This is a genomic window from Enterobacter cloacae (genome assembly GCF_013375935.1).
GTDB lineage: Bacteria > Pseudomonadota > Gammaproteobacteria > Enterobacterales > Enterobacteriaceae > Enterobacter > Enterobacter pasteurii.
Genome location: NZ_CP056117.1, coordinates 311,326 through 332,565 on the forward strand (window position 1 = coordinate 311,326; position 21,240 = coordinate 332,565).

Annotated in this window: 21 protein-coding genes; 8 read left to right on the forward strand and 13 right to left on the reverse strand. The window is 56.6% G+C overall.

The window, feature by feature from the left end; translation table 11 throughout:
* Nucleotides 1-146: 146 nt before the first annotated feature.
* Nucleotides 147-833 carry a tRNA/rRNA methyltransferase gene (locus HWQ14_RS01390; RefSeq protein WP_176608747.1) on the reverse strand — a complete coding sequence of 229 codons (687 nt, stop codon included), beginning with the start codon at nt 831-833 and terminating at the stop codon, nt 147-149.
* A 399-nt stretch (nt 834-1,232) separates the two neighbouring features.
* Nucleotides 1,233-1,373, reverse strand: a complete 141-nt coding sequence (gene yjjY / locus HWQ14_RS01395) for a protein YjjY (RefSeq protein ID WP_001303782.1) — start codon at nt 1,371-1,373, stop codon at nt 1,233-1,235.
* 95 nt (nt 1,374-1,468) lie between these two features.
* Here yjjY and arcA point away from each other — a divergent pair, with 95 nt between their 5' ends.
* Complete coding sequence (gene arcA, locus HWQ14_RS01400; RefSeq protein ID WP_176608748.1) at nt 1,469-2,185, forward strand: two-component system response regulator ArcA; 717 nt, start codon at nt 1,469-1,471, stop codon at nt 2,183-2,185.
* A gap of 50 nt (nt 2,186-2,235) precedes the next feature.
* Here arcA and creA read toward each other — a convergent pair whose 3' ends face one another.
* The gene (gene creA, locus HWQ14_RS01405) at nt 2,236-2,706 is read right to left on the reverse strand and encodes a protein CreA (RefSeq protein ID WP_148420021.1); all 471 of its coding nucleotides are present in this window, start codon (nt 2,704-2,706) and stop codon (nt 2,236-2,238) included.
* A gap of 214 nt (nt 2,707-2,920) precedes the next feature.
* Between creA and robA the strand changes: the two genes are divergently transcribed.
* A complete protein-coding gene (gene robA / locus HWQ14_RS01410; protein WP_148420020.1) occupies nt 2,921-3,790 on the forward strand; it encodes an MDR efflux pump AcrAB transcriptional activator RobA in 870 nt (289 codons plus the stop codon).
* On the opposite strand, the gene gpmB is transcribed toward robA, so the two are convergent.
* Entirely contained in the window at nt 3,787-4,434 is a 648-nt protein-coding gene (gene gpmB, locus HWQ14_RS01415; protein WP_176608749.1) for a 2,3-diphosphoglycerate-dependent phosphoglycerate mutase GpmB, read from the reverse strand. The genes robA and gpmB overlap by 4 nt on opposite strands.
* Before the next feature lie 49 nt (nt 4,435-4,483).
* On the opposite strand from gpmB, the gene yjjX reads away from it, so the two are divergent.
* The gene (gene yjjX, locus HWQ14_RS01420; RefSeq protein ID WP_176608750.1) at nt 4,484-4,999 is read left to right on the forward strand and encodes an inosine/xanthosine triphosphatase; all 516 of its coding nucleotides are present in this window, start codon (nt 4,484-4,486) and stop codon (nt 4,997-4,999) included.
* Here yjjX and trpR read toward each other — a convergent pair.
* Together trpR and sltY are read right to left on the reverse strand one after the other, a co-directional pair.
* Complete coding sequence (trpR, locus tag HWQ14_RS01425; protein ID WP_176608751.1) at nt 4,990-5,319, reverse strand: trp operon repressor; 330 nt, start codon at nt 5,317-5,319, stop codon at nt 4,990-4,992. The two genes, yjjX and trpR, sit on opposite strands and share 10 nt — an antisense overlap.
* Before the next feature lie 55 nt (nt 5,320-5,374).
* Nucleotides 5,375-7,312, reverse strand: a complete 1,938-nt coding sequence (gene sltY / locus HWQ14_RS01430) for a murein transglycosylase (protein ID WP_176608752.1) — start codon at nt 7,310-7,312, stop codon at nt 5,375-5,377.
* 226 nt (nt 7,313-7,538) lie between these two features.
* Between sltY and ettA the strand changes: the two genes are divergently transcribed.
* Nucleotides 7,539-9,206, forward strand: a complete 1,668-nt coding sequence (ettA, locus tag HWQ14_RS01435) for an energy-dependent translational throttle protein EttA (RefSeq protein WP_006810191.1) — start codon at nt 7,539-7,541, stop codon at nt 9,204-9,206.
* A gap of 92 nt (nt 9,207-9,298) precedes the next feature.
* Here ettA and HWQ14_RS01440 read toward each other — a convergent pair whose 3' ends face one another.
* The gene (locus tag HWQ14_RS01440; protein WP_176608753.1) at nt 9,299-10,198 is read right to left on the reverse strand and encodes a LysR family transcriptional regulator; all 900 of its coding nucleotides are present in this window, start codon (nt 10,196-10,198) and stop codon (nt 9,299-9,301) included.
* Between the two features lie 108 nt (nt 10,199-10,306).
* Between HWQ14_RS01440 and HWQ14_RS01445 the strand changes: the two genes are divergently transcribed.
* Nucleotides 10,307-11,308 (forward strand): zinc-binding alcohol dehydrogenase family protein, encoded by a 1,002-nt coding sequence (locus tag HWQ14_RS01445; RefSeq protein ID WP_176608754.1) that lies wholly within the window; start codon nt 10,307-10,309, stop codon nt 11,306-11,308.
* Between the two features lie 114 nt (nt 11,309-11,422).
* Here HWQ14_RS01445 and nadR read toward each other — a convergent pair whose 3' ends face one another.
* Genes nadR through serB form a run of 3 tightly spaced genes read right to left on the reverse strand, consistent with a single transcriptional unit; the run spans nt 11,423 to nt 15,056 of the window.
* The gene (gene nadR, locus HWQ14_RS01450; RefSeq protein ID WP_148421962.1) at nt 11,423-12,655 is read right to left on the reverse strand and encodes a multifunctional transcriptional regulator/nicotinamide-nucleotide adenylyltransferase/ribosylnicotinamide kinase NadR; all 1,233 of its coding nucleotides are present in this window, start codon (nt 12,653-12,655) and stop codon (nt 11,423-11,425) included.
* A gap of 35 nt (nt 12,656-12,690) precedes the next feature.
* Nucleotides 12,691-14,076 (reverse strand): DNA repair protein RadA, encoded by a 1,386-nt coding sequence (gene radA, locus HWQ14_RS01455; protein ID WP_176608755.1) that lies wholly within the window; start codon nt 14,074-14,076, stop codon nt 12,691-12,693.
* A gap of 11 nt (nt 14,077-14,087) precedes the next feature.
* Complete coding sequence (gene serB / locus HWQ14_RS01460) at nt 14,088-15,056, reverse strand: phosphoserine phosphatase (RefSeq protein WP_148421964.1); 969 nt, start codon at nt 15,054-15,056, stop codon at nt 14,088-14,090.
* Between the two features lie 117 nt (nt 15,057-15,173).
* On the opposite strand from serB, the gene HWQ14_RS01465 reads away from it, so the two are divergent.
* The 3 genes from HWQ14_RS01465 to HWQ14_RS01475 all read left to right on the forward strand — a co-directional run bounded on the left by HWQ14_RS01465 (nt 15,174) and on the right by HWQ14_RS01475 (nt 17,716).
* Nucleotides 15,174-15,818 (forward strand): YtjB family periplasmic protein, encoded by a 645-nt coding sequence (locus tag HWQ14_RS01465; protein WP_148421965.1) that lies wholly within the window; start codon nt 15,174-15,176, stop codon nt 15,816-15,818.
* 39 nt (nt 15,819-15,857) lie between these two features.
* Nucleotides 15,858-16,874, forward strand: a complete 1,017-nt coding sequence (gene lplA, locus HWQ14_RS01470) for a lipoate--protein ligase LplA (RefSeq protein WP_176608756.1) — start codon at nt 15,858-15,860, stop codon at nt 16,872-16,874.
* Nucleotides 16,875-17,026: 152 nt separating this feature from the next.
* Nucleotides 17,027-17,716 carry a DUF1120 domain-containing protein gene (locus tag HWQ14_RS01475; protein WP_176608757.1) on the forward strand — a complete coding sequence of 230 codons (690 nt, stop codon included), beginning with the start codon at nt 17,027-17,029 and terminating at the stop codon, nt 17,714-17,716.
* Nucleotides 17,717-17,768: 52 nt separating this feature from the next.
* On the opposite strand, the gene deoD is transcribed toward HWQ14_RS01475, so the two are convergent.
* The 3 genes from deoD to deoA all read right to left on the reverse strand — a co-directional run bounded on the left by deoD (nt 17,769) and on the right by deoA (nt 21,220).
* Nucleotides 17,769-18,491: a purine-nucleoside phosphorylase gene (gene deoD / locus HWQ14_RS01480; RefSeq protein WP_032643987.1), complete on the reverse strand. Its 723-nt coding sequence runs from the start codon at nt 18,489-18,491 to the stop codon at nt 17,769-17,771.
* Nucleotides 18,492-18,620: 129 nt separating this feature from the next.
* Nucleotides 18,621-19,844: a phosphopentomutase gene (gene deoB / locus HWQ14_RS01485; RefSeq protein WP_148421971.1), complete on the reverse strand. Its 1,224-nt coding sequence runs from the start codon at nt 19,842-19,844 to the stop codon at nt 18,621-18,623.
* 53 nt (nt 19,845-19,897) lie between these two features.
* Nucleotides 19,898-21,220: a thymidine phosphorylase gene (gene deoA, locus HWQ14_RS01490; RefSeq protein ID WP_176608758.1), complete on the reverse strand. Its 1,323-nt coding sequence runs from the start codon at nt 21,218-21,220 to the stop codon at nt 19,898-19,900.
* Nucleotides 21,221-21,240 lie beyond the last annotated feature (20 nt).

Sequence of the window (21,240 nt, forward strand, 5' to 3'; positions counted from 1 at the left end):
CACCTTAAGTCAATGAATTTTTAATTCGATCACAGTTTGGGACGTTCTCACGTCCCGCTGCGCGCAGATTTATTTTCATCGGAATAACCCAGATGCAACCCTAGACATCAGCACGATCGGCCATAATAAAAACCTATGACACTATTTTACTCGGCCAATTTTTTTTCAATATCATGCAGCAATCGGTGCAACATTGCCGTGTCGCGCTGTTCAAGTCGGCCTAATCGCTGCTGCAGCCAGTCCACCAGTTTTTGATCGTCCGCTACGCCCAGCTGCCCAAGCAGGTTTTCCACGCGCGCGCGCAGCGCAGCCAGCTGGTTTTCATCCGTTGCCGTCACTGGCGGCTGAGAAATTTGTATTAAGGATGCCAATTGATAGCAATAGACCATAACCGCCTGCCCGAGATTTAGCGACGGATAATCCGCCACCATTGGCGCGCCCGTCAGCACGTCAGCCAGCGCCAGCTCATCGTTGGTCAGCCCGGAATCTTCGCGGCCAAAAACCAGCGCCGCTTTCTCCAGCCACTGGCTTTTCTCGCTCAGCATCGGCACCAGCTCGGCGGGCGTGGCGTAGTAATGAAACTTCGCCCGGCTGCGTGCGGTCGTGGCGACGGTAAAAGAAATATCGTGCAGCGCGTCGGCGAGCGTAGCGTAAGTGGTTATATTATCGAGAATATCTCCCGAACCGTGCGCCACCCAGCGCGCGGCAGGCTCCAGATGCGCCGTGCTGTCCACAATACGCAAATCCGTAAAACCCATGGTCTTCATGGCGCGCGCCGCAGCGCCAATATTCTCGGCTCTTGCTGGCGCCACCAGCACAATCGACAGATGCATTTATGCTCTCTTTTTAAGCAGTTAGCGGATAAAAATGTGATTCACTTCAACATATTACGCAGCACGAATTTACAAAATTGCAACACAAATCACCGAAATAGCGTTTCATAACAAATTAAAAACGCTACACTATTTTGTGACTGAACAATTAGTTAGAATGTTAACAGAACCTGATTATCCTTATGTTTTATAATGATAATGAGCCTGTGAATACTCATTCTCAATTGGATTCGTACCGTTTATCAATTAATGTCCGCAACTAGTTGGTTTATTGAAAAATTGTGACAAAGGCTAGCATTCGGCTACGATGATTTCATCAAACTGTTAACGTGCTACAATTGAACTTGATATATGTCAACGAAGCGTAGTTTTATTGGGTGTCCGGTGTCACTTAGCCTGTTATGTTGCTGTTAAAATGGTTAGGATGACAGCCGTTTTTGACACTGTCGGGTCCTGAGGAAAAGTACCCACGACCAAGCTAATGATGTTGTTGACGTTGATGGAAAGTGCATCAAGAACGCAATTACGTACTTTAGTCACGTTAGGCCGATCATGTTAATTTGCGACATGCATCAGGCAGATCAGGGACTTTTGTACTTCCTGTTTCGATTTAGTTGGCAATTTAGGTAGCAAACATGCAGACCCCGCACATTCTTATCGTTGAAGACGAGTTGGTAACACGCAACACGTTAAAGAGCATTTTCGAAGCAGAAGGCTACGATGTCTTTGAAGCGACCGATGGCGCAGAGATGCATCAAATCCTTTCTGAAAATGATATCAACCTGGTGATTATGGATATCAACCTGCCGGGCAAAAACGGCCTTCTTCTGGCGCGCGAGCTGCGTGAACAGGCGAACGTCGCGTTGATGTTCCTGACAGGCCGTGACAACGAGGTTGATAAAATTCTTGGTCTGGAAATCGGCGCGGATGACTACATCACCAAGCCGTTCAACCCTCGCGAGTTAACCATTCGTGCACGCAACCTGCTGTCCCGTACTATGAATCTGGGCACGGTCAGCGAAGAGCGTCGTAGCGTTGAAAGCTACAAGTTCAACGGCTGGGAACTTGATATCAATAGCCGTTCGCTGATTAGCCCGAACGGTGAGCAGTATAAACTGCCGCACAGTGAATTCCGCGCGATGCTGCATTTCTGCGAAAACCCGGGCAAAATTCAGTCCCGTGCAGAATTGCTGAAGAAAATGACCGGCCGTGAGCTGAAGCCACACGATCGTACCGTTGACGTGACCATCCGTCGTATTCGTAAGCATTTCGAATCTACGCCTGATACGCCGGAAATCATCGCCACTATCCATGGCGAAGGTTATCGTTTCTGCGGCGATCTTCAGGAGTAATCCGGCTCGTCACGCAGTAAAAAACGGCGCTTTTAGCGCCGTTTTTTTTATCAGTGCCACGGCATAATCGGCACCGCGCTAATCGCGTTTTTCGGTGAGCCTTCCACCACTTTGTCCGAGTAGGCCAGATAAGCCAGGGTGTTGCGTTTCGCGTCATAAAAACGCACCACCTGCAGCTTTTTGAACACCAGCGAGGTCCGTTTCTGGAACACGACGTCGCCCTGCGCTTTGCCGTTTTTGATTTTGTCGCTTAGCTCAACCGGACCAACCTGCTGGCAGGAAATGGCCGCGTCGGAAGTGTCTTCAGCCAGCCCCAGACCGCCCTTAATGCCGCCCGTTTTCGCCCGGCTGACATAGCAGGTGACGTTTTTCACGTCCGGATCGTCAAACGCCTCCACCACAATTTTGTGGTCCGGCCCAAACATTTTAAACACGGTATCCACGGAGCCAATTTGCTCCGCCTGCGCCGCGCGCCCGGCCATCAAAGCCAGTGCCGCAAAGAGTAAAGCCTTGTATTTCATATTGTTACCATTCATAAAAATTACGCTGAGCGATTATTCAACAGGTGAGGCAAAAATGTAGCAAGATCACAGGATTAGAATATATTTGCGTATAAATCACCACAAAAAGCATTAATGCGCAAAAAAAACACTGAATGCTAAAACGTCAAAAAATGCTATTATCCGCTAACCTGTAATCAGGCACCTGCAGCAGTTTTAAGGATGAGGATAGTATATGGATCAGGCTGGAATTATTCGCGACCTGCTCACCTGGCTGGAAGGTCATCTCGACCAGCCTTTGTCACTGGATAATGTGGCGGCAAAAGCAGGCTATTCCAAGTGGCATCTGCAACGGATGTTCAAGGATGTCACCGGTCATGCTATCGGTGCCTATATTCGTGCCCGTCGTTTATCAAAATCTGCCGTCGCGCTGCGTCTGACCGCACGGCCGATTCTGGATATTGCCCTGCAATATCGCTTCGATTCGCAGCAAACCTTCACCCGCGCCTTTAAAAAACAGTTCTCGTTAACGCCGGCGCTCTATCGCCGCTCGCCCGACTGGAGCTCGTTTGGCATGCGTCCGCCGCTTCGTCTGGGCGAGTTTGCGATGCCAAAATATGAAATCGTCACCCTGCCGGAAACGCACCTGATCGGCACCACGCAGAGCTACGCCTGCTCTCTGGAGCAGATCTCCGAGTTCCGTCATCAGATGCGGGTTCAGTTCTGGCGCGAATTTTTAAGCCACGCCCCGGCTATTCCGCCGATTCTGTATGGCCTGAACGAAACGCACCCGAGTCAGGAAAAAGACGACGAGCAGGAGGTGTTTTACACCACCGCGCTCACCCCTGACATGGCAAATGGCTACATTCAGGGCGCTAAGCCTGTCGTGCTGGAAGGCGGCGAGTACGTCATGTTCTCCTACGAGGGCTTAGGTACGGGCGTTCAGGAGTTTATCCTGACCGTTTACGGGACCTGCATGCCAATGCTGAATCTGAATCGCCGTAAAGGTCAGGACATTGAGCGCTACTATCCGGCGCAGGACGCTAAGCCGGAAGAAGGCCCTATCAATCTGCGGATGGAATTCCTTATCCCGGTACGGCGTTAACGCTGCAATTCGTCCAGCGCAGGGGCATCGAGATGCGAAATGTCCCCTGCCATCTCAACCACCCAACCCGACGCAAGCCAGGCGCTTTCCTGATAGTCGATGCGGGAAATGGAGCAGTTGCGCAGTCGCAGTCGGCGTTCGGCATATGCCGGCAGCCCCAGAATAGTGCTCACCAGGCAACCCAGCGCGATGCCGTGACTCACCAGCAGCGGACGGCTACCTGCCGGAAGCTTCAGGCACTCGGCCAGCGCGGCATGCATGCGCACGCTCAGCTCCTGCATGGACTCTCCCTCAGGGATACGCCCCTCTTCCGTACCGTTCACCAGCGCACGACGCCAGCCTTCTTCGGTTTCCGTCAGCGTATCGATAGGGCGTTTTTCCAGCACGCCCATGTCCAGCTCGCGCAGGCGCGGCTCGAGAGTGACGTCGCAGCCGCAGGCATCAGCGATAATGCGTGCCGTCTGCTGCGTGCGGCCTAAATCACTGGAAATAATGTGAGTGATACCCAGCGTTCTGGCGCGTTCCGCCACCTGCCACGCCTGTTGCACCCCCTTCTCGGTGAGAGGACTGTCTGACTGGCCTTGAATACGTCGCTCGGCGTTCCACTGCGTTTCACCGTGGCGAACAAGGTATACCTGTAACATGCTTTTTTTCCGTTATACTGCGATGAGTTTTTTTGAATCGAGCTTAATTATGCACCATGTTGTCTCTGCTACCACCAATCCTGCCAAAATTCAGGCAATTCTAAGGGCATTTGAAGAGATCTTCGGCGAAGGATCCTGCCATATTGACGCCATCGGCGTCGAGAGCGGCGTACCGGAACAGCCGTTTGGCAGCGAGGAAACGCGCGCTGGCGCACGAAATCGCGTGGCGAATGCCAAAGCCGCCGCACCAGGCGCTGACTTCTGGGTCGCGATTGAAGCGGGGATCGACGAAGGCGCAACCTTCAGCTGGGTTGTTATCGAAAGCCGCGAGCAGCGCGGTGAAGCGCGTTCAGCCACCCTGCCGCTGCCGGAAATCATTCTGAATAAAGTGCGCGAAGGTGAAGCGCTCGGGCCGGTGATGTCGCAGTACACCGGCATTGACGAGATTGGCCGTAAAGAAGGGGCAATTGGCGTCTTCACCAAAGGCGTTTTGACCCGCTCAGGCGTGTATCACCAGGCGGTAGTTTTAGCGTTGAGCCCGTTTCATAACGCGATTTATCGCTGAGCGCCCAAGAGGATCTGCTCCAGCCACTGGCGCAGCTCAACCGGCGCAGATTTCAGGCTATTCGATCCGCGGGTGATTGTCGCAATGCCCGCGCCTAGCTCGTTTTTCAGCTCGCGCTGGCTCATTTCGCCGCGCAGCAGCTCTTCAATAATGCGTACCCGCGTGCCCAGCGCTTCGCGTTCATCGGGCGTCAGCATAAGCTGTAATAGCGGTAGATGCAGATCCTTGTCATAAGACTGGCGGAGCAACTCCACAAAACGAAGCCACTCCTGATGACGCTGTTCGGCCATTGCCGAGGAATACGGGGAATGCTGGGTCATGTTATGCTGCCTCTTGTACTCATTAACGAGTACAGCATAACACAACCCGCGCCGATCAGTAACGTCTCTGCCACTCGGCATCGCTCATCAGCGCATCTTTCTCCCCCATGAAGTGGCGATAGTAAGCGTCATAAGCCAGCACGTTCTTCACGTAGCCACGCGTTTCGGAGAACGGAATACTCTCGACGAACGCTACGGCGTCGATACGCCCTGCGCTGTTGCCAAGCCAGGTGCGCACGCGCCCCGGCCCCGCGTTGTAGGCCGCTGACGCGAAGATGCGGTTATTGCCAAACTGCTGATAGACGTACTGCAGGTAGCTGGTACCGATGTTGATGTTGGTCTCCAGATCCAGCAGCTGCGACGGGCTGCTGTAGCCTGGGATATTAAACATCTTCACCGTGTGCGTCGCGGTGCCCGGCATGATCTGCATCAGGCCGCTGGCGCCTACCGGAGAACGGACTTTCGGGTTCCAGGCGCTCTCCTGACGGGCAATGGCCATCGCGTAGCTTTGCGGAATATCTTTGCCGCTGGTGTAGCGCTCAAAGAGATCGCTGTAAGCCAGCGGGAAACGCTCCTCAAGGTGATCCCACAGCTTGCCGGAGATCGTCGCCTGCACGCTCAGATCCCACCAGCGGTTATCGAACGCATAGCGGGCAAGCTGCGCTTTCTCGTCCGTGGTGCGGCTGGTGACCAGATTGGCCCACTCGCTGCGCGCGGTGTTATCCAGATTCCAGTACATCAGCTCGCGAACGCGCGCCATTTCCGCCCCCTGCGTCAGCGTCGGGTTCGCGGTGGCTGGCGCTTTGTCGATCTTAAGCGTGTACGTCTCGCCCAGACGCTGCGCCGCCGCCATCGGGTAGAATCCGCGCTGCTGCATCAGGGAGTGAAGGATATCTTTGGCTTCGTCTTCACGACCGCGCTCCAGCAGCAGATCCGCCTGCCAGTAGCGCCATTCGTCTTTCTCTTTGGCGTCCATCGGCAGGCGCGCCAGCCAGGTATTCAGGCCGCGGCGATCGCCCGTTCCCAGCGCCATACGCACGCGACGCTCGACCAGCGAGACAGAGTTTGAGCGCATGACCGCATCGTCACGCCAGCGGGCCTGCTCATCGGTGACGTCTGCTCCCATCAGTCGCCACACCACAATGTCGCGCAGCTCCTGGGTTTGATCGTCATTGAGCTGTTGGGCCTGCACCAGCTGCGGGATCATCAGCCGCGCGTTTTCCACATCATCACGCGCCACGCTGGCAAAGGCGACTGCCGCCATCTGCCGGGTAAAATCGGTCGCGCCAGTGGTGCGCGCAAACGTCAGGACGGTGTTCGGATCGTTTGCCAGGCCGATAACGGCAGAAGCAATGGTCTGATAATCCGCCGGCATTTGCCCCGCCAGCACGGTGACCAGCCGCGTGTTCCCGGCCTTCATAGCCAGGCGGATGCGTTCGAGGTAGGAGAGCGGATCCTGCTGCCCCGACGCGCGCCAGGCGCTGAAAAGCGGATCGCAGGCGTTGGGCTGGCTTTTGCCCGTCAGCCACAGCTCTTTTGCGCCGGCCCACGCTTCTTCCTGCTGGCCGGTAGCCCATTTCGCGTAATAGTAATTACACTGCGCTTCCGTCGCGCCCGGCTTGTCCGGGCTGAACGCCAGCAGGCCGCGCCAGTCTTCGCGACGGGCAAGCTCGTTCACGAACCGGGACTTCAGGGTGCGCGCAGGCGGCAGGGTCGGGTTCGCCTGAATGAAGTTGTTCACGGTGACGGTTGGTTGATTCATCAGATCGTCAGTAATCTGGCGATACTCCAGATACGGATACAGCGGATAATCCTTCAACGTCGGCATCAGCGCCTGCACGGTATCCATCTGCCTGTTGTCCCATGCCTGCTTAATCTGGGCATAGCGGCTACGTTGTTCGTCCAGTGAATCGGCATGCACCGCCTGGCTTACCGCCATTACGCATACGCTGGCAGCCAGCAGACGCCAGACCACCCGTTTGGCTTTTTCCACAAGCTCTTCCTCATTGTTTTTCGTTAGTTGCAGCGTCTTGCCACGTCAAAGTCACATCAACTTATGCTAACCAGGCATCCCGCAACGCGCCACGTCATGGACACTTTTTTACCTTTCTTGCGCGTTTTAACACTCCCGACGTTCCTGGCTGGGATTAGGGCGTGAAAAAGGCTACACTTCGAGGCTGAAATTCATTCTCATCACGATAAAAGAGGCGAAGTCCAACGTGGCTCAATTCGTTTATACCATGCATCGTGTCGGCAAAGTTGTCCCGCCGAAACGTCATATTCTTAAAAATATCTCGCTGAGCTTCTTCCCGGGCGCAAAAATCGGTGTCCTGGGTCTCAACGGTGCCGGTAAGTCCACCCTGCTGCGCATCATGGCCGGCATCGATACAGACATCGAAGGTGAAGCCCGTCCGCAGCCAGGCATCAAGATCGGCTACCTGCCGCAGGAACCTCAGCTGAACCCGGAACACACCGTGCGTGAATCCGTTGAAGAAGCGGTGTCCGAAGTGGTTAACGCGCTGAAAGGCCTGGATGAAGTGTATGCCAAATACGCCGAGCCGGATGCGGACTTCGACAAGCTGGCCGCTCAGCAGGGCAAATACGAAGAGATTATCCAGGCGCACGACGGTCACAACCTGAACGTGCAGCTTGAGCGCGCGGCTGATGCCCTGCGCCTGCCGGACTGGGATGCGAAAATCGCTAACCTCTCCGGTGGTGAGCGTCGCCGCGTGGCGCTGTGCCGCCTGCTGCTGGAAAAACCAGACATGCTGCTGCTCGACGAACCGACGAACCACCTGGATGCAGAGTCCGTAGCGTGGCTGGAACGCTTCCTGCACGACTTCGAAGGCACCGTGGTGGCGATCACTCACGACCGTTACTTCCTCGACAACGTGGCGGGCTGGATCCTGGAGCTGGACCGCGGTGAAGGTATTCCGTGGGAAGGCAACTACTCCTCCTGGCTGGAGCAGAAAGATCAGCGTCTGGCGCAGGAAGCGTCTCAGGAAGCGGCGCGTCGCAAGTCTATCGAGAAAGAGCTGGAGTGGGTGCGTCAGGGTGCGAAAGGCCGTCAGTCCAAGGGCAAAGCCCGTCTGGCGCGCTTTGAAGAGCTTAACAATACCGAATACCAGAAACGTAACGAAACCAACGAACTGTTTATTCCACCTGGAGCGCGTCTGGGGGATAAAGTGGTTGAAGTGACCAACCTGCGTAAGTCCTACGGCGACCGCCTGCTGATCGACGACCTGACCTTCTCCGTACCGAAGGGCGCTATCGTCGGTATCATCGGTCCGAACGGCGCGGGTAAATCCACGCTGTTCCGCATGATGTCCGGTCAGGAACAGCCTGACAGCGGCTCTATCACCCTGGGTGAGACCGTGAAGCTGGCGTCCGTTGACCAGTTCCGTGACGCAATGGATAACAGCAAAACCGTGTGGGAAGAAGTGTCCGGCGGTCTGGATATCATGCGTATCGGCAACACCGAGATGCCAAGCCGTGCCTACGTTGGCCGCTTTAACTTCAAGGGCACCGACCAGGGCAAACGCGTGGGCGAGCTGTCCGGCGGCGAGCGCGGTCGCCTGCATCTGGCGAAGCTGCTGCAGGTTGGCGGTAACGTTCTGCTGCTCGATGAACCAACCAACGACCTGGACATCGAAACCCTGCGCGCGCTGGAAAACGCCCTGCTGGAGTTCCCGGGCTGTGCAATGGTTATCTCGCACGACCGCTGGTTCCTGGACCGTATCGCAACCCACATCCTGGATTACCAGGACGAAGGTAAGGTAGAGTTCTTCGAAGGTAACTTCACCGAATACGAAGAGTACAAGAAACGCACGCTGGGCGCAGACGCGCTGGAGCCGAAGCGTATTAAGTACAAGCGTATCGCGAAATAAAAGCAGAACGGCAACTTCGGTTGCCGTTTTTTATGTTTGTTCCCTCAGCCCCGAGGAAGAAGGTCAGGGTGAGGGCATCAGGCCGCACAGAACTACCTTCCTACGTAGTACCGCCTCACCTCATCAAACTGCATCGCAAACTCGATATAGCTCATCAGCGCGGGCGAATTGAGCTTACGGCTCGGATAGGCCAGCCACAGGTCGTTCCCCTCCACGCTCCACTCCGGCAGCACCTTCACCAGCGCCCCCTTTTCAACCTTGTCTTCCAGCAGAAATGCGGGCAACAGCGTGATCCCCGCCCCGGCAATCGCACACTCGCGGGCGTACACCAGGTTATCGGTTAAATGCGCGTTGTCCGGCAGGTAGCGATAGTCTTCGCTCTCGCTTCGCAGCAGCCACTCAGACCAGGACCTGTGGGTAATGCAGCGATGCTCCACCAGCTGACGCGGATGGACTAACGGCTCACGACGCGCCAGATAATCGGGCGATGCCAGCATATAGCGCGGGCAGTGCCCGATCATCCGGCCAATCAGGGATGAATCCTGCGGCTTGCCGGTACGTAGCGCCACGTCAAAACCGGACTCGACCAGATCCACCACGTCGTCAGAAATTGATACATCGAGCGAAACGTCAGGGTAGCGAAGCTGAAATTCGGCATTAAGATGTGCCAGAAGCGTTGCGCCGATCCCCGCAGGACAGGTGATCCGCAGCCGTCCGCTGGGGTTGTCGCGCAGGCGCTGGATGGCATACTCCGCCCGCTCGCTGGCCGCCAGCATCTCGCGGCAGTGCACCAGATAATGCTCGCCGGCAAAGGTCAGGTTGATCCTGCGCGTCGTCCGATTGAGCAAGCGGATCCCCAGCTGCTGTTCAAGCTGGCTAATGCGCTGGCTGACGCTGGATTTAGGCAGCTCCGCCTTCCGGGCCGCCGCGGTAAAGCTTCCCGTCTCCGCCACCAGCGCAAACAGCGCCATATCCTGAAGCTGTTTAAACATGATTGTTCATCCTGTACGAACGCTGAGTTCTCGATTGTCCATCTTATCACGCGCGTGACCACTTAATAGACTAGTCTCATCAAAACGCATGCCATTGAGGAGCACACCATGTCCGTTAAAGCCATTGCCGTTAACCCCGCCAATCCCTCCGCTTTCATTGAAATCGCCCCGCCGATGCCGCAGCCCGGCGAGCACGATCTGCTGGTGGAAGTGAAAGCCGTCTCCGTTAACCCGGTGGATACTAAGGTGCATGCAGGCCTTGTCAAAAATGGGCTGAAAGCGCCACGTATTCTCGGATGGGACGCCAGCGGGATCGTCAAAGCCGTTGGGGCAGGCGTCACCGGGTTCAAACCGGGCGACGAAGTGTGGTACGCGGGCGACATTACCCGTCCGGGCAGTAATACCACGCACCAGCTGATTGACGCGCGCATTGTTGGGCGTAAGCCTGCAAGCCTGGGCTGGGATGCGGCTGCCGCATTGCCGCTGACCGCGCTGACCGCCTGGGAAGGGCTGTTCGAGCGTCTGAACATTCAGGATGCCGGATCGGACAACACGCTGCTGATCGTCGGCGGTGCTGGCGGAGTGGGATCGCTGGCGATCCCGTTCGCAAAACAAGGCAGCAAGGTTAAGGTGATCGCCACCGCGTCGCGGGAAGACTCCGCCCGGTGGTGCCGCGATCGCGGAGCGGATCTGGTGGTGGATTATCGCGATCTTAAAGGTGAGCTGGCAAAGCAGGGCATTAGCTTTGTGGATTACATTTTCATTCTTAATGATACCGATGGCCACTGGGATACGGTCAGCGAACTGATTGCGCCGCAGGGGCACATTTGCTCCATCGTCGAAAATGCGCATCCGCTGAACCAGGATAAGCTGAAATCTAAGTCCGCCGCGCTGCACTGGGAATTTATGTATACCCGCAGCATGTACCAGACCGCCGATATGGCGCGTCAGGGTGAGATCTTAAACGAGGTGGCGAAGCTGGTGGATAACGGCGTGGTGACAAGTTCGCTGAGCGAAACGCTGCACGGTCTGAGCGTGGAAAGCATTACCGAGGCGCACCGCAGGGTGCTGGAAGGGCATATGCGCGGGAAGGTGGTGGTTGCGTTCTGAGTGGTTTGATTCCCCTCACCCTGCCCTCTCCCCAAGGGGGAGAGGGTAAAGACAGCTCCGTGCGATCCCCTCTCCCTTTGGGAGAGGGTTAGGGTGAGGGGCAAACCTGTGAATTTACCCCTGCTCCCCCATCATCTCCTTCACCAGCTCGACGCAGCGCAGGAAGCGGGTGTCGTAATCCGATGCTTCCACGTGCACAAACTCAACGTTGTTCTCGTTAAGCATCTCCACCAGCATCGTCTGGAACTCTCGCCTGTCCACCGAGCTGCCCAGGCTGCGCATGCCGTCGGCCACCCATGGCGTGTTGTTTTCCAGCAGGATCACCAGGTCGAAGCGATATTCATCAATCAGCGCCTGCACAAACGGGTGCTCGCGGCCTTCGTACTTTTTACAGAACGCCTGAGTGGTGACGAAATCGGTATCGATGAACGCCACTTTATTGGCGTACTTCACCGCGAAATCAATGTACTGGGCATGGCCGAGCGCGATTTTGTCGTAGTCGGAATACTGCAATGCCATCTCGTCACCGCCGAGATGTGAGAAAACATAATCGCGGCCATACTCCCACGCGCTGGTGGTGTTGAAGATGTTCGCCAGCTTATTCACCAGCGTCGATTTTCCGCTCGACTCGCCGCCAAGAATGGCTACCGTACGCACGAAGAACGGCTTTACTTCGGTTGGAATGTAGTCCCAGTAGCGGAACGGGTTCTCGCGGATCTGCGCCCCGCTGATGTTCATGAAGGTACGCTTCGGATCGATAAGCACCGTCTCGATGCCCAGATGCTCGCGGAACTGCGGCGCGTCGGATTCTTCAGAGGTGTAGATCCAGTTAGGCGCAATGCCCTTCTCTTCCATAAACGCTTTGATGCCGTTACTCCACACGTCCCAGCCGTGCGGATACGGCTCCATGCCCTCCTCGTTAAAGGCATGAATGCGAATGTTTTTTTGATACTTAAAGGTCTGAAGCAGCCAGCGCAGACGATCCGGCACCGTGGGCTGCTGCGACATGGCGCTGTCTTCAAACAGCAGGCGATCGCGGGTTTCATCGTAACCCATGATGATGTGCAGTTCGTCCACCTGGCTACAGGCGCGCTGGATCAGGTAGATATGCCCGGTATGCAGCGGGTAGAACTTACCGAACACCACGCCGATGTTCTTTTGCATGCGTGGAAATTCAAGCCCCAGAAAGCGGTGCAGCGCTTCGAGCTTTTGCGCGCTGGGGCTTTTGATTTTGGCGTTAAGCAGTTGGCTCAGGTAGCCTTTGGTCATTCCGCTGGCGTCCGCCACCTGCTGCAGCGTGCAGCCCTTCTGGCGGATTGCGGTCTTGATGTAGTCAAATGATGACATAAATTACGGTGCCTCCTGCAAAATCGAATACGTAATTATAAGTCGTCAAAGACATTTAACGCATCTGCGAGTTTCTTAACGCCAAAGACCTGCATCCCTTCCGGGATTTTTTTCGGCACGTTGGCGGCAGGAACAATCGCGCGGCGGAAGCCATGCTTTGCCGCTTCGGAGATGCGCTCCTGGCCGCTCGGCACCGGGCGGATCTCGCCAGCCAGCCCCACTTCGCCAAATACAACCAGATCCTGCGGCAGCGGCCTGTCGCGCAGGCTGGAGACCATCGCCAGCAGCAGCGCCAGATCCGCGCTGGTCTCTGAAACCTTCACGCCGCCGACCACGTTGACGAACACGTCCTGATCCGCCATCTGCAGGCCGCCGTGGCGGTGCAGCACCGCCAGCAGGATCGCCAGACGGTTTTGCTCCAGGCCGACCGCCACGCGACGGGGGTTGCCCATCATGGAGTGATCCACCAGCGCCTGAATTTCCACGAGCAGCGGACGCGTCCCTTCCCACAGCACCATCACGGAGCTGCCGGAGGTGACCTCATCGCCACGGCTCAGGAAGATGGCCGAGGGGCTGCTGACCTCGCGAAGCCCCTGCTCGGTCATGGCAAATACGCCCAGCTCGTTCACCGCACCAAAGCGGTTTTTATGGCTGCGCAGGGTACGGAAGCGGGAGTCCGCGTCGCCGTCGAGCATGACGGAGCAGTCAATACAGTGCTCAAGCACTTTCGGCCCCGCCAGCGAGCCGTCTTTGGTGACGTGGCCGACCATCACAATCGCCACGCCGCGGGTTTTGGCGAAGCGCGTCAGGTAGGCGGCGGTTTCGCGCACCTGCGCCACGCTGCCCGGCGAGGACTGAATGTCCGCCATGTGCATGACCTGAATGGAGTCGATCACCATCAGCTTCGGCTGCTCTTCTTCGGCGATCATGCAGATCTGCTCGATGCTGGTTTCCGAAAGCATATTCAGGTTGCCCGTCGGCAGGCCAAGACGATGGGCGCGCATCGCCACCTGCTGGAGTGATTCCTCGCCCGTGACGTAAAGGGTTTTCATCTGCTCGGCAAGCTTGCAGAGCGTTTGCAGCAGGAGCGTCGATTTACCCGCGCCCGGGTTACCGCCGATCAGAATGGCGCTGCCCGGCACTACGCCGCCGCCGAGCACGCGGTCAAACTCCTTGAACCCGGTGGAGAAGCGCGGCAGCGCTTCCAGGCTAATATCAGAAAGTTTTTGTACCTTCGACACGCCTGCATTGCCCGCATAGCCGCTCAGGCGTTCGTTGCGGGCCACGCTCGGCGAAGCCGCCACACCACGCACTTCGGTGATGGTGTTCCAGGCATGACAGGCGCTGCATTGCCCCTGCCAGCGCGGATAATCCGCACCACATTCATTACAGACAAATGCGCGTTTTGGAGCTTTCGCCACGGTTTACCTCGTTATTTCTGGTTAATGCTGCCGGAGAGAATGCAGAACACCCCCATCAGATCGGCATGACGGACAGTGACTTCCGTCTTTTCATTCACTTTCGGCTTAGCATGGTAGGCAATGCCAAGACCGGCAACTTTAATCATCGGCAGATCGTTCGCGCCATCGCCGATGGCGACGGTCTGCTCGACCGGAATCTCATATTTCTGCGCCAGACGCGTCAGCGTGTTGGCTTTGTACTGCGCGTCCACGATGTCGCCGGTGACCTGTCCGGTCAGCCTGCCGTCCACGATCTCCAGCTCGTTAGCCACAACCGTGGTCAGGTGCAATTTTTCCCGCAGATAATCCGCGAAGAAGGTAAAGCCCCCGGAGGCGATGGCCACCTTCCAGCCCAGAGACTGGAGCTTTAATACCAGCTGCGTCAGCCCGGGCATCAGCGGCAGCTCATCGCGCACCTGACGCAGAATAGTGGCGTCGGCCCCTTTGAGGGTTGCCACGCGCTGCCTCAGGCTGGCGGTGAAATCCAGCTCGCCTCGCATCGCGCGCTCGGTGACTTCAGCCACCAGCTCACCGCTCCCCGCCAGCCTGGCGATCTCGTCGATACATTCGATCTGGATGGCGGTAGAGTCCATATCCATCACCAGCAGGCCCGGCGTTTTCAGGTGCGGGATCTTGCCGAGTGGCGCAACGTCCAGCCCAGCGTCGTGCGCCAGCCGCGTGGCACGCTGCGTCAGGGAACCCGCCAGGCGGATGACCTGGTAATCTTCCACGCACCAGGCGGCAACGATAACCATCGCCGCGCCGAGCGTGGTTTGATACTGGGTGAGACGTTGCTTATCCAGGCCGCGTCCATACAGCAGCCAGCCGCTACGGCCAGCGTGGTAATCCAGAGGCATCACCTCATCGCCACTTAACGAGAGCGGCAATCCTGGCCATAAAGAGACATCCGTTGGCAGGTCACACCAGGTAATGTTCGGCATTAAAGCTCCTGTAATTTGGTTCGCGCCGGAAGGTTCCAGAGGGAAAATAACGCATGAGGCTACCCTGTAACCATCACTTCTGGCAACATTAAGCCGTAAATTTTAAGCAGGTGGAATATGGCTCGCGCAAAACTGAAATTCCGGCTTCATCGCGCCGTGATTGTCCTGATCTGTCTCGCACTATTAGTGGCGCTGATGCAGGGGGCATCCTGGTTTAGCCAGAATCACCAACGGCAACGCAACCCGCAATTTGAAGAGCTGGCCCGCACCCTGGCGCGTCAGGTAACGCTCAATATTGCCCCGTCAATGCGTACCGAAACGCCGGACGAGAAGCGCATATCCCAGGTATTACGCCAGCTTACGGAAAACAGCCGCATTCTGGATGCAGGCGTGTACGATGAGCAGGGCGACCTGATCGCCCGCGCCGGTGAACATGTCGAGGTGCGCGATCGGCTGGCGCTGGACGGTAAAAAAGCCGGCGGCTATTTCAACCAGCAGATCGTCGAACCGATTCAGGGCAAGAATGGTCCGCTGGGGTATCTGCGCCTCACCCTTGATACCCATACTCTGCCCACCGAAGCCAAACAGGTGGACAATACCACCAATATTCTGCGCCTGATGCTACTCCTCTCGCTGGCAACAGGCGTGGTGCTGGCGCGCACGCTGCTCCAGGGCAAGCGCACCCGCTGGCAGCAGTCACCGTTCCTGTTGACCGCCAGCAAGTCGGTTCCCGAAGACGAAGAGAGCGAGAAGAAGGAATAGTGATAAAGTAGGCAGACGATTCGGAAAAGGAACTTTGCCATGACGACGTTACGCCTGCTTATCTCTGACTCTTACGATCCCTGGTTTAATCTCGCGGTGGAAGAGTGCATCTTCCGCCAGATGCCCGCCACGCAGCGCGTGCTGTTTCTCTGGCGCAACGCCGATACGGTGGTCATTGGCCGCGCGCAAAACCCGTGGAAAGAGTGTAATACCCGCCGCATGGAAGAGGACAACGTGCGTCTGGCGCGCCGGAGCAGCGGTGGCGGCGCGGTGTTTCACGATCTGGGAAATACCTGCTTTACCTTTATGGCAGGCAAGCCGGAGTATGACAAAACCATCTCAACGTCCATCGTCCTCAACGCGCTCAATTCGCTCGGTGTAACCGCCGAGGCCTCTGGGCGTAACGATCTGGTGGTCAAAACGCCCGACGGGGATCGCAAAGTATCGGGTTCTGCCTATCGCGAAACGATGGATCGCGGCTTCCATCACGGCACCCTGCTGCTTAACGCCGATCTGAGCCGTCTGGCGAACTACCTTAATCCCGACAGGAAAAAGCTTCAGGCCAAGGGGATCACCTCTGTGCGCGGCCGCGTGGCGAATCTGGTGGAGCTACTGCCGGGGATTACGCACGAGCAGATTTGCGATGCGATCCGCGAGGCGTTCTTTGCGCACTACGGCGAGCGCGTGGAGGCGGAGGTAATTTCTCCTGATAAAACCCCGGACCTGCCCAACTTTGCTGAAACCTTTGCCCGCCAGAGCAGCTGGGAGTGGAACTTCGGCCAGGCGCCGGCGTTCTCCCATCTGCTGGACGAGCGTTTTACCTGGGGCGGCGTGGAACTGCATTTTGACGTAGAGAAAGGCCACATCACCCGCACGCAGGTATTCACGGACAGCCTTAATCCCGCGCCGTTAGAGGCGCTGGCAGCGCGTTTGCAGGGCTGTTTGTATCGGGCGGATACGCTGCAGCAGGAGTGCGATGCGTTGACAGGTGATTTTCCCGGACAGGAAACCGAATTACGGGAATTATCGGCATGGATTGCAAGAGAGGTAAAATAATTGAGAATAATAATATTCTGTAAAGGCTTTTTTAAAAAAAGCACATTTATAATGTAAATAGATTAAATAGACGGAATAGCTCAGCGCGTAAGAAAATCCTGACGCAGGGGGAACAATTAATGTTCCCTTTAATTATACGTTAAGGATGAAACGTGAAAAAAATTCTATTAGCAGCGTCTGTTATTTTAGCGATGTCGTCTGCCGCTCACGCGGCGGGAACCGCAGAATTAAAGGTTACCGGGGTATTAACCAACTCCGCGTGTACGCCCACGTTAAGCGGTGGGGGTATCGTTGATTTTGGCACGACCAATATTGGTAATATGTCTGCCACAGCGACTAACCAGCTCGGCAATAAAGATCTTTCCCTCTCCATCAGCTGCGTTGCCCCGACAAAAGTAGGCTGGAGCATTATCGACGACCGTGCGGATTCTAAACAGAACCTGATCGTCGAAAATACCGACTGGAGCGGCTCAGGTTCCGTATGGAGCAGTAATAGCCTGTTCGGCGCGGGGAAAACCGCGGGCGGCGTCAATCTGGGCGCTTATTCCGTCACGATGCAGTTGAGCAACGTCACTGCGGACGGAAAAACCACCGGTATGATTTCGGGTGCCAATTCCACAGGAAGTTATTCATGGGGCCAGATGGTGGGCGACAGCGCACCCGTTCGTAATGACGGCATAGTTTACACGGTTGCGGGTGACGCAAGCGTCGATCCGCTGGCGTTTACCAGTGCGGTATTCCCGCTGCGCGTCGCGCTGGCCGTACAGGATACGACGACGCTTGCCCTGACCGATGACACGCAGATTGACGGACAGGCAACAATCAGTCTTGTTTATCTGTAAGGTGTGAACAGTAAAAAAGAGTGTAGCCAGGGCTACACTCTTTCTTTTTATATTACGCTTTGTCGCCCAGAAGAACGGATTCCAGCGCGATTTTGATCATGTCGTTGAAGGTGGTCTGACGCTCGGCAGCCGTGGTCTGCTCATGGGTACGGATGTGATCAGACACGGTGCAGATGGTCAGCGCTTTCGCGCCAAACTCAGCCGCGACGCCGTAGATACCTGCCGCTTCCATTTCCACGCCCAGGATGCCGTATTTTTCCATCACGTCGAACATCTCGCCGCCGTCTGGTGCGTAGAACAGGTCAGCAGAGAAGATGTTACCCACGCGCGCCTCAACGCCCAGCGCTTTTGCCGCGTCAACCGCATCACGCACCATGCCGAAGTCCGCAATCGCGGCGAAGTCATGATCTTTAAAACGCATGCGGTTAACTTTCGAATCGGTGCAGGCACCCATACCGATAACGATATCGCGCAGCTTAACGTCCATGCGCACCGCGCCGCAGGAGCCGACGCGGATGATTTTCTTCACGCCGAAATCGGTGATCAGCTCTTTGGTGTAGATGGAGCAGGATGGGATACCCATGCCGTGGCCCATAACGGAAATTTTGCGGCCTTTGTAGGTACCGGTGAAGCCCAGCATGCCGCGAACGTTGTTCACTTCACGCACGTCTTCAAGGAAGGTTTCTGCAATGTGCTTCGCGCGCAGCGGGTCGCCAGGCATCAATACGACGTCAGCGAAATCACCCATTTCTGCATTAATGTGAGGAGTTGCCATCTTCAGTTCCTTTTCATTTAGTATCTCCCTCTCCCTGTGGGAGAGGGTTGGGGTGAGGGCATCAGGCCGCACCCGTATCTCTCGAGGGAGAGGGTTGGGGTGAGGGCATCAGGCCGCACCCCTTATCATTCAGAACATAGCCTTGCCATATTCCATGTCAGACGTGCCAAAGTATTTCGCAATGGTCTGGCCGATGTCTGCGAAGGTGTCACGGTGGCCCAGCGAACCTGGTTTCACTTTCGGGCCGTACACCAGCACCGGAATATGCTCGCGGGTGTGGTCGGTGCCGGTCCAGGTTGGGTCACAACCGTGATCCGCGGTCAGGATCAGAATGTCATCTTCACCCACCAGCTCCATCAGCTCCGGCAAGCGGCGGTCGAACAGCTCCAGACCGGCAGCGTAGCCTGCGACGTCGCGACGGTGGCCCCAGGAGGAGTCGAAGTCCACGAAGTTGGTGAAGACAATCGTGTTGTCGCCCGCTTCCTTCATCTCTTTGACGGTAGCGTCGAACAGCGCGTCCAGACCGGTCGCTTTCACTTTTTTGGTGATGCCGCAGTTTGCGTAGATGTCCGCGATTTTACCCACGGAAACCACGTGACCGCCCTTCTCGTCGACCAGTTTTTGCAGCACGGTGGGTGCCGGTGGTTCAACGGCCAGGTCGTGGCGGTTGCCGGTACGCTGGAAGTTACCCGCTTTGTCGCCGATAAACGGACGCGCGATAACGCGGCCAATGTTGTAGCCGCCTTCGGTCAGCTCTTCACGGGCGATTTCGCACAGCTCGTAGAGTTTATCCAGACCAAACGTCTCTTCGTGGCAGGCAATCTGGAACACGGAGTCAGCAGAGGTGTAGAAAATCGGCTTGCCGGTTTTCATGTGCTCTTCGCCGAGCTGATCCAGAATCACGGTACCGGATGAGTGGCAGTTACCAAGGTAGCCCGGCAGGTTGGCACGCTTCACCAGCTTATCGAGCAGCTCCTGCGGGAAGCTGTTCTCGTGATCGGAGAAGTAGCCCCAGTCGAACAGCACCGGCACACCGGCAATTTCCCAGTGACCGGACGGGGTATCTTTACCGGAAGAGAGCTCGTGCGCCCAGGCGTAAGCGCCCACCACTTCCGCGTTGCCGTCCATACCGGCTGCGATTTTACCGGTAGAGCCTTCATGCGCTTTCACCAGACCGAGGCGGGTCAGATTTGGCAGGTTCAGAGGGCCTTTACGACCGTTATCCGCTTCGCCTTTTGCACAGGCTTCCGCGATGTGACCCATGGTATCGGAACCCACGTCACCAAAACGTTCTGCATCTTCGGTTGCGCCGATGCCGAATGAGTCCAGCACCATAATAAATGCACGTTTCATAATTGTTCTCCGTACTTAGTGCTTCATAAAAATGCGATCAGATCAGTATACCGCTATTCGGTGATACGACGATAGACCGTCGGTGTGGTTTCCGGTGCTTTATCGTCAAGAGATATTGCCGCTTTCACCGCTTTCGCCGCGTCCTGCCAGCTGGCTTCGTCTTTGGCGTGGATCACCGCCAGCGGACGTTGGCCGTCAACGCTGTCGCCCAGACGGGCCATATCGGTAAAGCCAACGCTGTAATCAATGGTGTCGGACGCCTGACGACGACCGCCGCCCATTGAGACCACCGCCATGCCGAGCGCGCGGGTATCCATTGCGGAGACAAAACCTTCGCTGTCCGCGTAGACCGCTTTGCTGAGCATCGCGGTTGGCAGATATTTGGCGTAGTTTTCCACGAAGTCGGTCGGGCCTTTCTGCGCCGCCACCATACGGCCAAAAATCTCCGCCGCTTTACCGTTGTCCAGAACCGCCTGAAGCTTCGCGCGGGCTTCCGTATCGTTTTTGGCAAGCTTGCCGGAGATCAGCATCTCCACGCACAGCGCCATGGTCACGTCGAACAGGCGCGGGTTGCGGTATTCACCCGTCAGGAACTGCACGGCCTCGCGCACTTCCACGGCGTTACCGGCGCTGGATGCCAGCACCTGGTTCATGTCCGTCAGCAGTGCGGTAGTGCGCACGCCCGCGCCGTTGGAGACGCCAACGATCGCTTCAGCCAGCGCTTCAGAGAGCTCGTAGGTCGGCATAAACGCGCCGCTGCCTACCTTCACGTCCATGACCAGCGCGTCCAGACCTTCCGCCAGCTTTTTGGCGAGGATAGAGGCGGTGATCAGCGGGATGGAGTCTACGGTTGCGGTAATATCGCGGGTCGCGTAGAAACGCTTGTCTGCCGGAGCAAGCGAGCTGGTCTGGCCGATAATCGCCACACCAACGTCTTTAATAATGTCGCGGAAGCGGTTGTCGTCCGGGAAGATATCGAAGCCCGGAATGGCTTCCAGTTTGTCGAGCGTACCGCCGGTATGACCCAGGCCACGCCCGGAGATCATCGGGATGTAGCCGCCGCAGGCTGCGACCATAGGGCCAAGCATCAGCGACGTCACGTCACCCACGCCGCCGGTGGAGTGTTTGTCCACAATCGGCCCGTTGAGGTTAAGGCTCTTCCAGTCCAGCACGGTTCCTGAATCTCGCATCGCCATGGTCAGCGACACGCGCTCAGGCATCGACATATCGTGGAAGAAAATGGTCATCGCCAGGGCAGCAATCTGACCTTCAGAGACGGTGTTGTCGCGAATGCCTTTGATAAAGAAGCGGATCTCTTCGTCGCTCAGGGCAAGACCATCACGTTTTTTACGAATAATTTCTTGTGCGAGAAACACGGTAACCCCCATGCGGAATC

Excerpts from the sequence above, each read along its gene's own strand:
- HWQ14_RS01390 (WP_176608747.1), bottom strand. The coding sequence starts at position 833 with ATGCATCTGTCGATTGTGCTGGTGGCGCCAGCAAGAGCCGAGAATATT.
- arcA (WP_176608748.1), top strand. The coding sequence starts at position 1,469 with ATGCAGACCCCGCACATTCTTATCGTTGAAGACGAGTTGGTAACACGC.
- creA (WP_148420021.1), bottom strand. The coding sequence starts at position 2,706 with ATGAAATACAAGGCTTTACTCTTTGCGGCACTGGCTTTGATGGCCGGG.
- robA (WP_148420020.1), top strand. The coding sequence starts at position 2,921 with ATGGATCAGGCTGGAATTATTCGCGACCTGCTCACCTGGCTGGAAGGT.
- gpmB (WP_176608749.1), bottom strand. The coding sequence starts at position 4,434 with ATGTTACAGGTATACCTTGTTCGCCACGGTGAAACGCAGTGGAACGCC.
- yjjX (WP_176608750.1), top strand. The coding sequence starts at position 4,484 with ATGCACCATGTTGTCTCTGCTACCACCAATCCTGCCAAAATTCAGGCA.
- trpR (WP_176608751.1), bottom strand. The coding sequence starts at position 5,319 with ATGACCCAGCATTCCCCGTATTCCTCGGCAATGGCCGAACAGCGTCAT.
- HWQ14_RS01440 (WP_176608753.1), bottom strand. The coding sequence starts at position 10,198 with ATGTTTAAACAGCTTCAGGATATGGCGCTGTTTGCGCTGGTGGCGGAG.
- HWQ14_RS01445 (WP_176608754.1), top strand. The coding sequence starts at position 10,307 with ATGTCCGTTAAAGCCATTGCCGTTAACCCCGCCAATCCCTCCGCTTTC.
- nadR (WP_148421962.1), bottom strand. The coding sequence starts at position 12,655 with ATGTCATCATTTGACTACATCAAGACCGCAATCCGCCAGAAGGGCTGC.
- serB (WP_148421964.1), bottom strand. The coding sequence starts at position 15,056 with ATGCCGAACATTACCTGGTGTGACCTGCCAACGGATGTCTCTTTATGG.
- HWQ14_RS01465 (WP_148421965.1), top strand. The coding sequence starts at position 15,174 with ATGGCTCGCGCAAAACTGAAATTCCGGCTTCATCGCGCCGTGATTGTC.
- lplA (WP_176608756.1), top strand. The coding sequence starts at position 15,858 with ATGACGACGTTACGCCTGCTTATCTCTGACTCTTACGATCCCTGGTTT.
- deoD (WP_032643987.1), bottom strand. The coding sequence starts at position 18,491 with ATGGCAACTCCTCACATTAATGCAGAAATGGGTGATTTCGCTGACGTC.
- deoB (WP_148421971.1), bottom strand. The coding sequence starts at position 19,844 with ATGAAACGTGCATTTATTATGGTGCTGGACTCATTCGGCATCGGCGCA.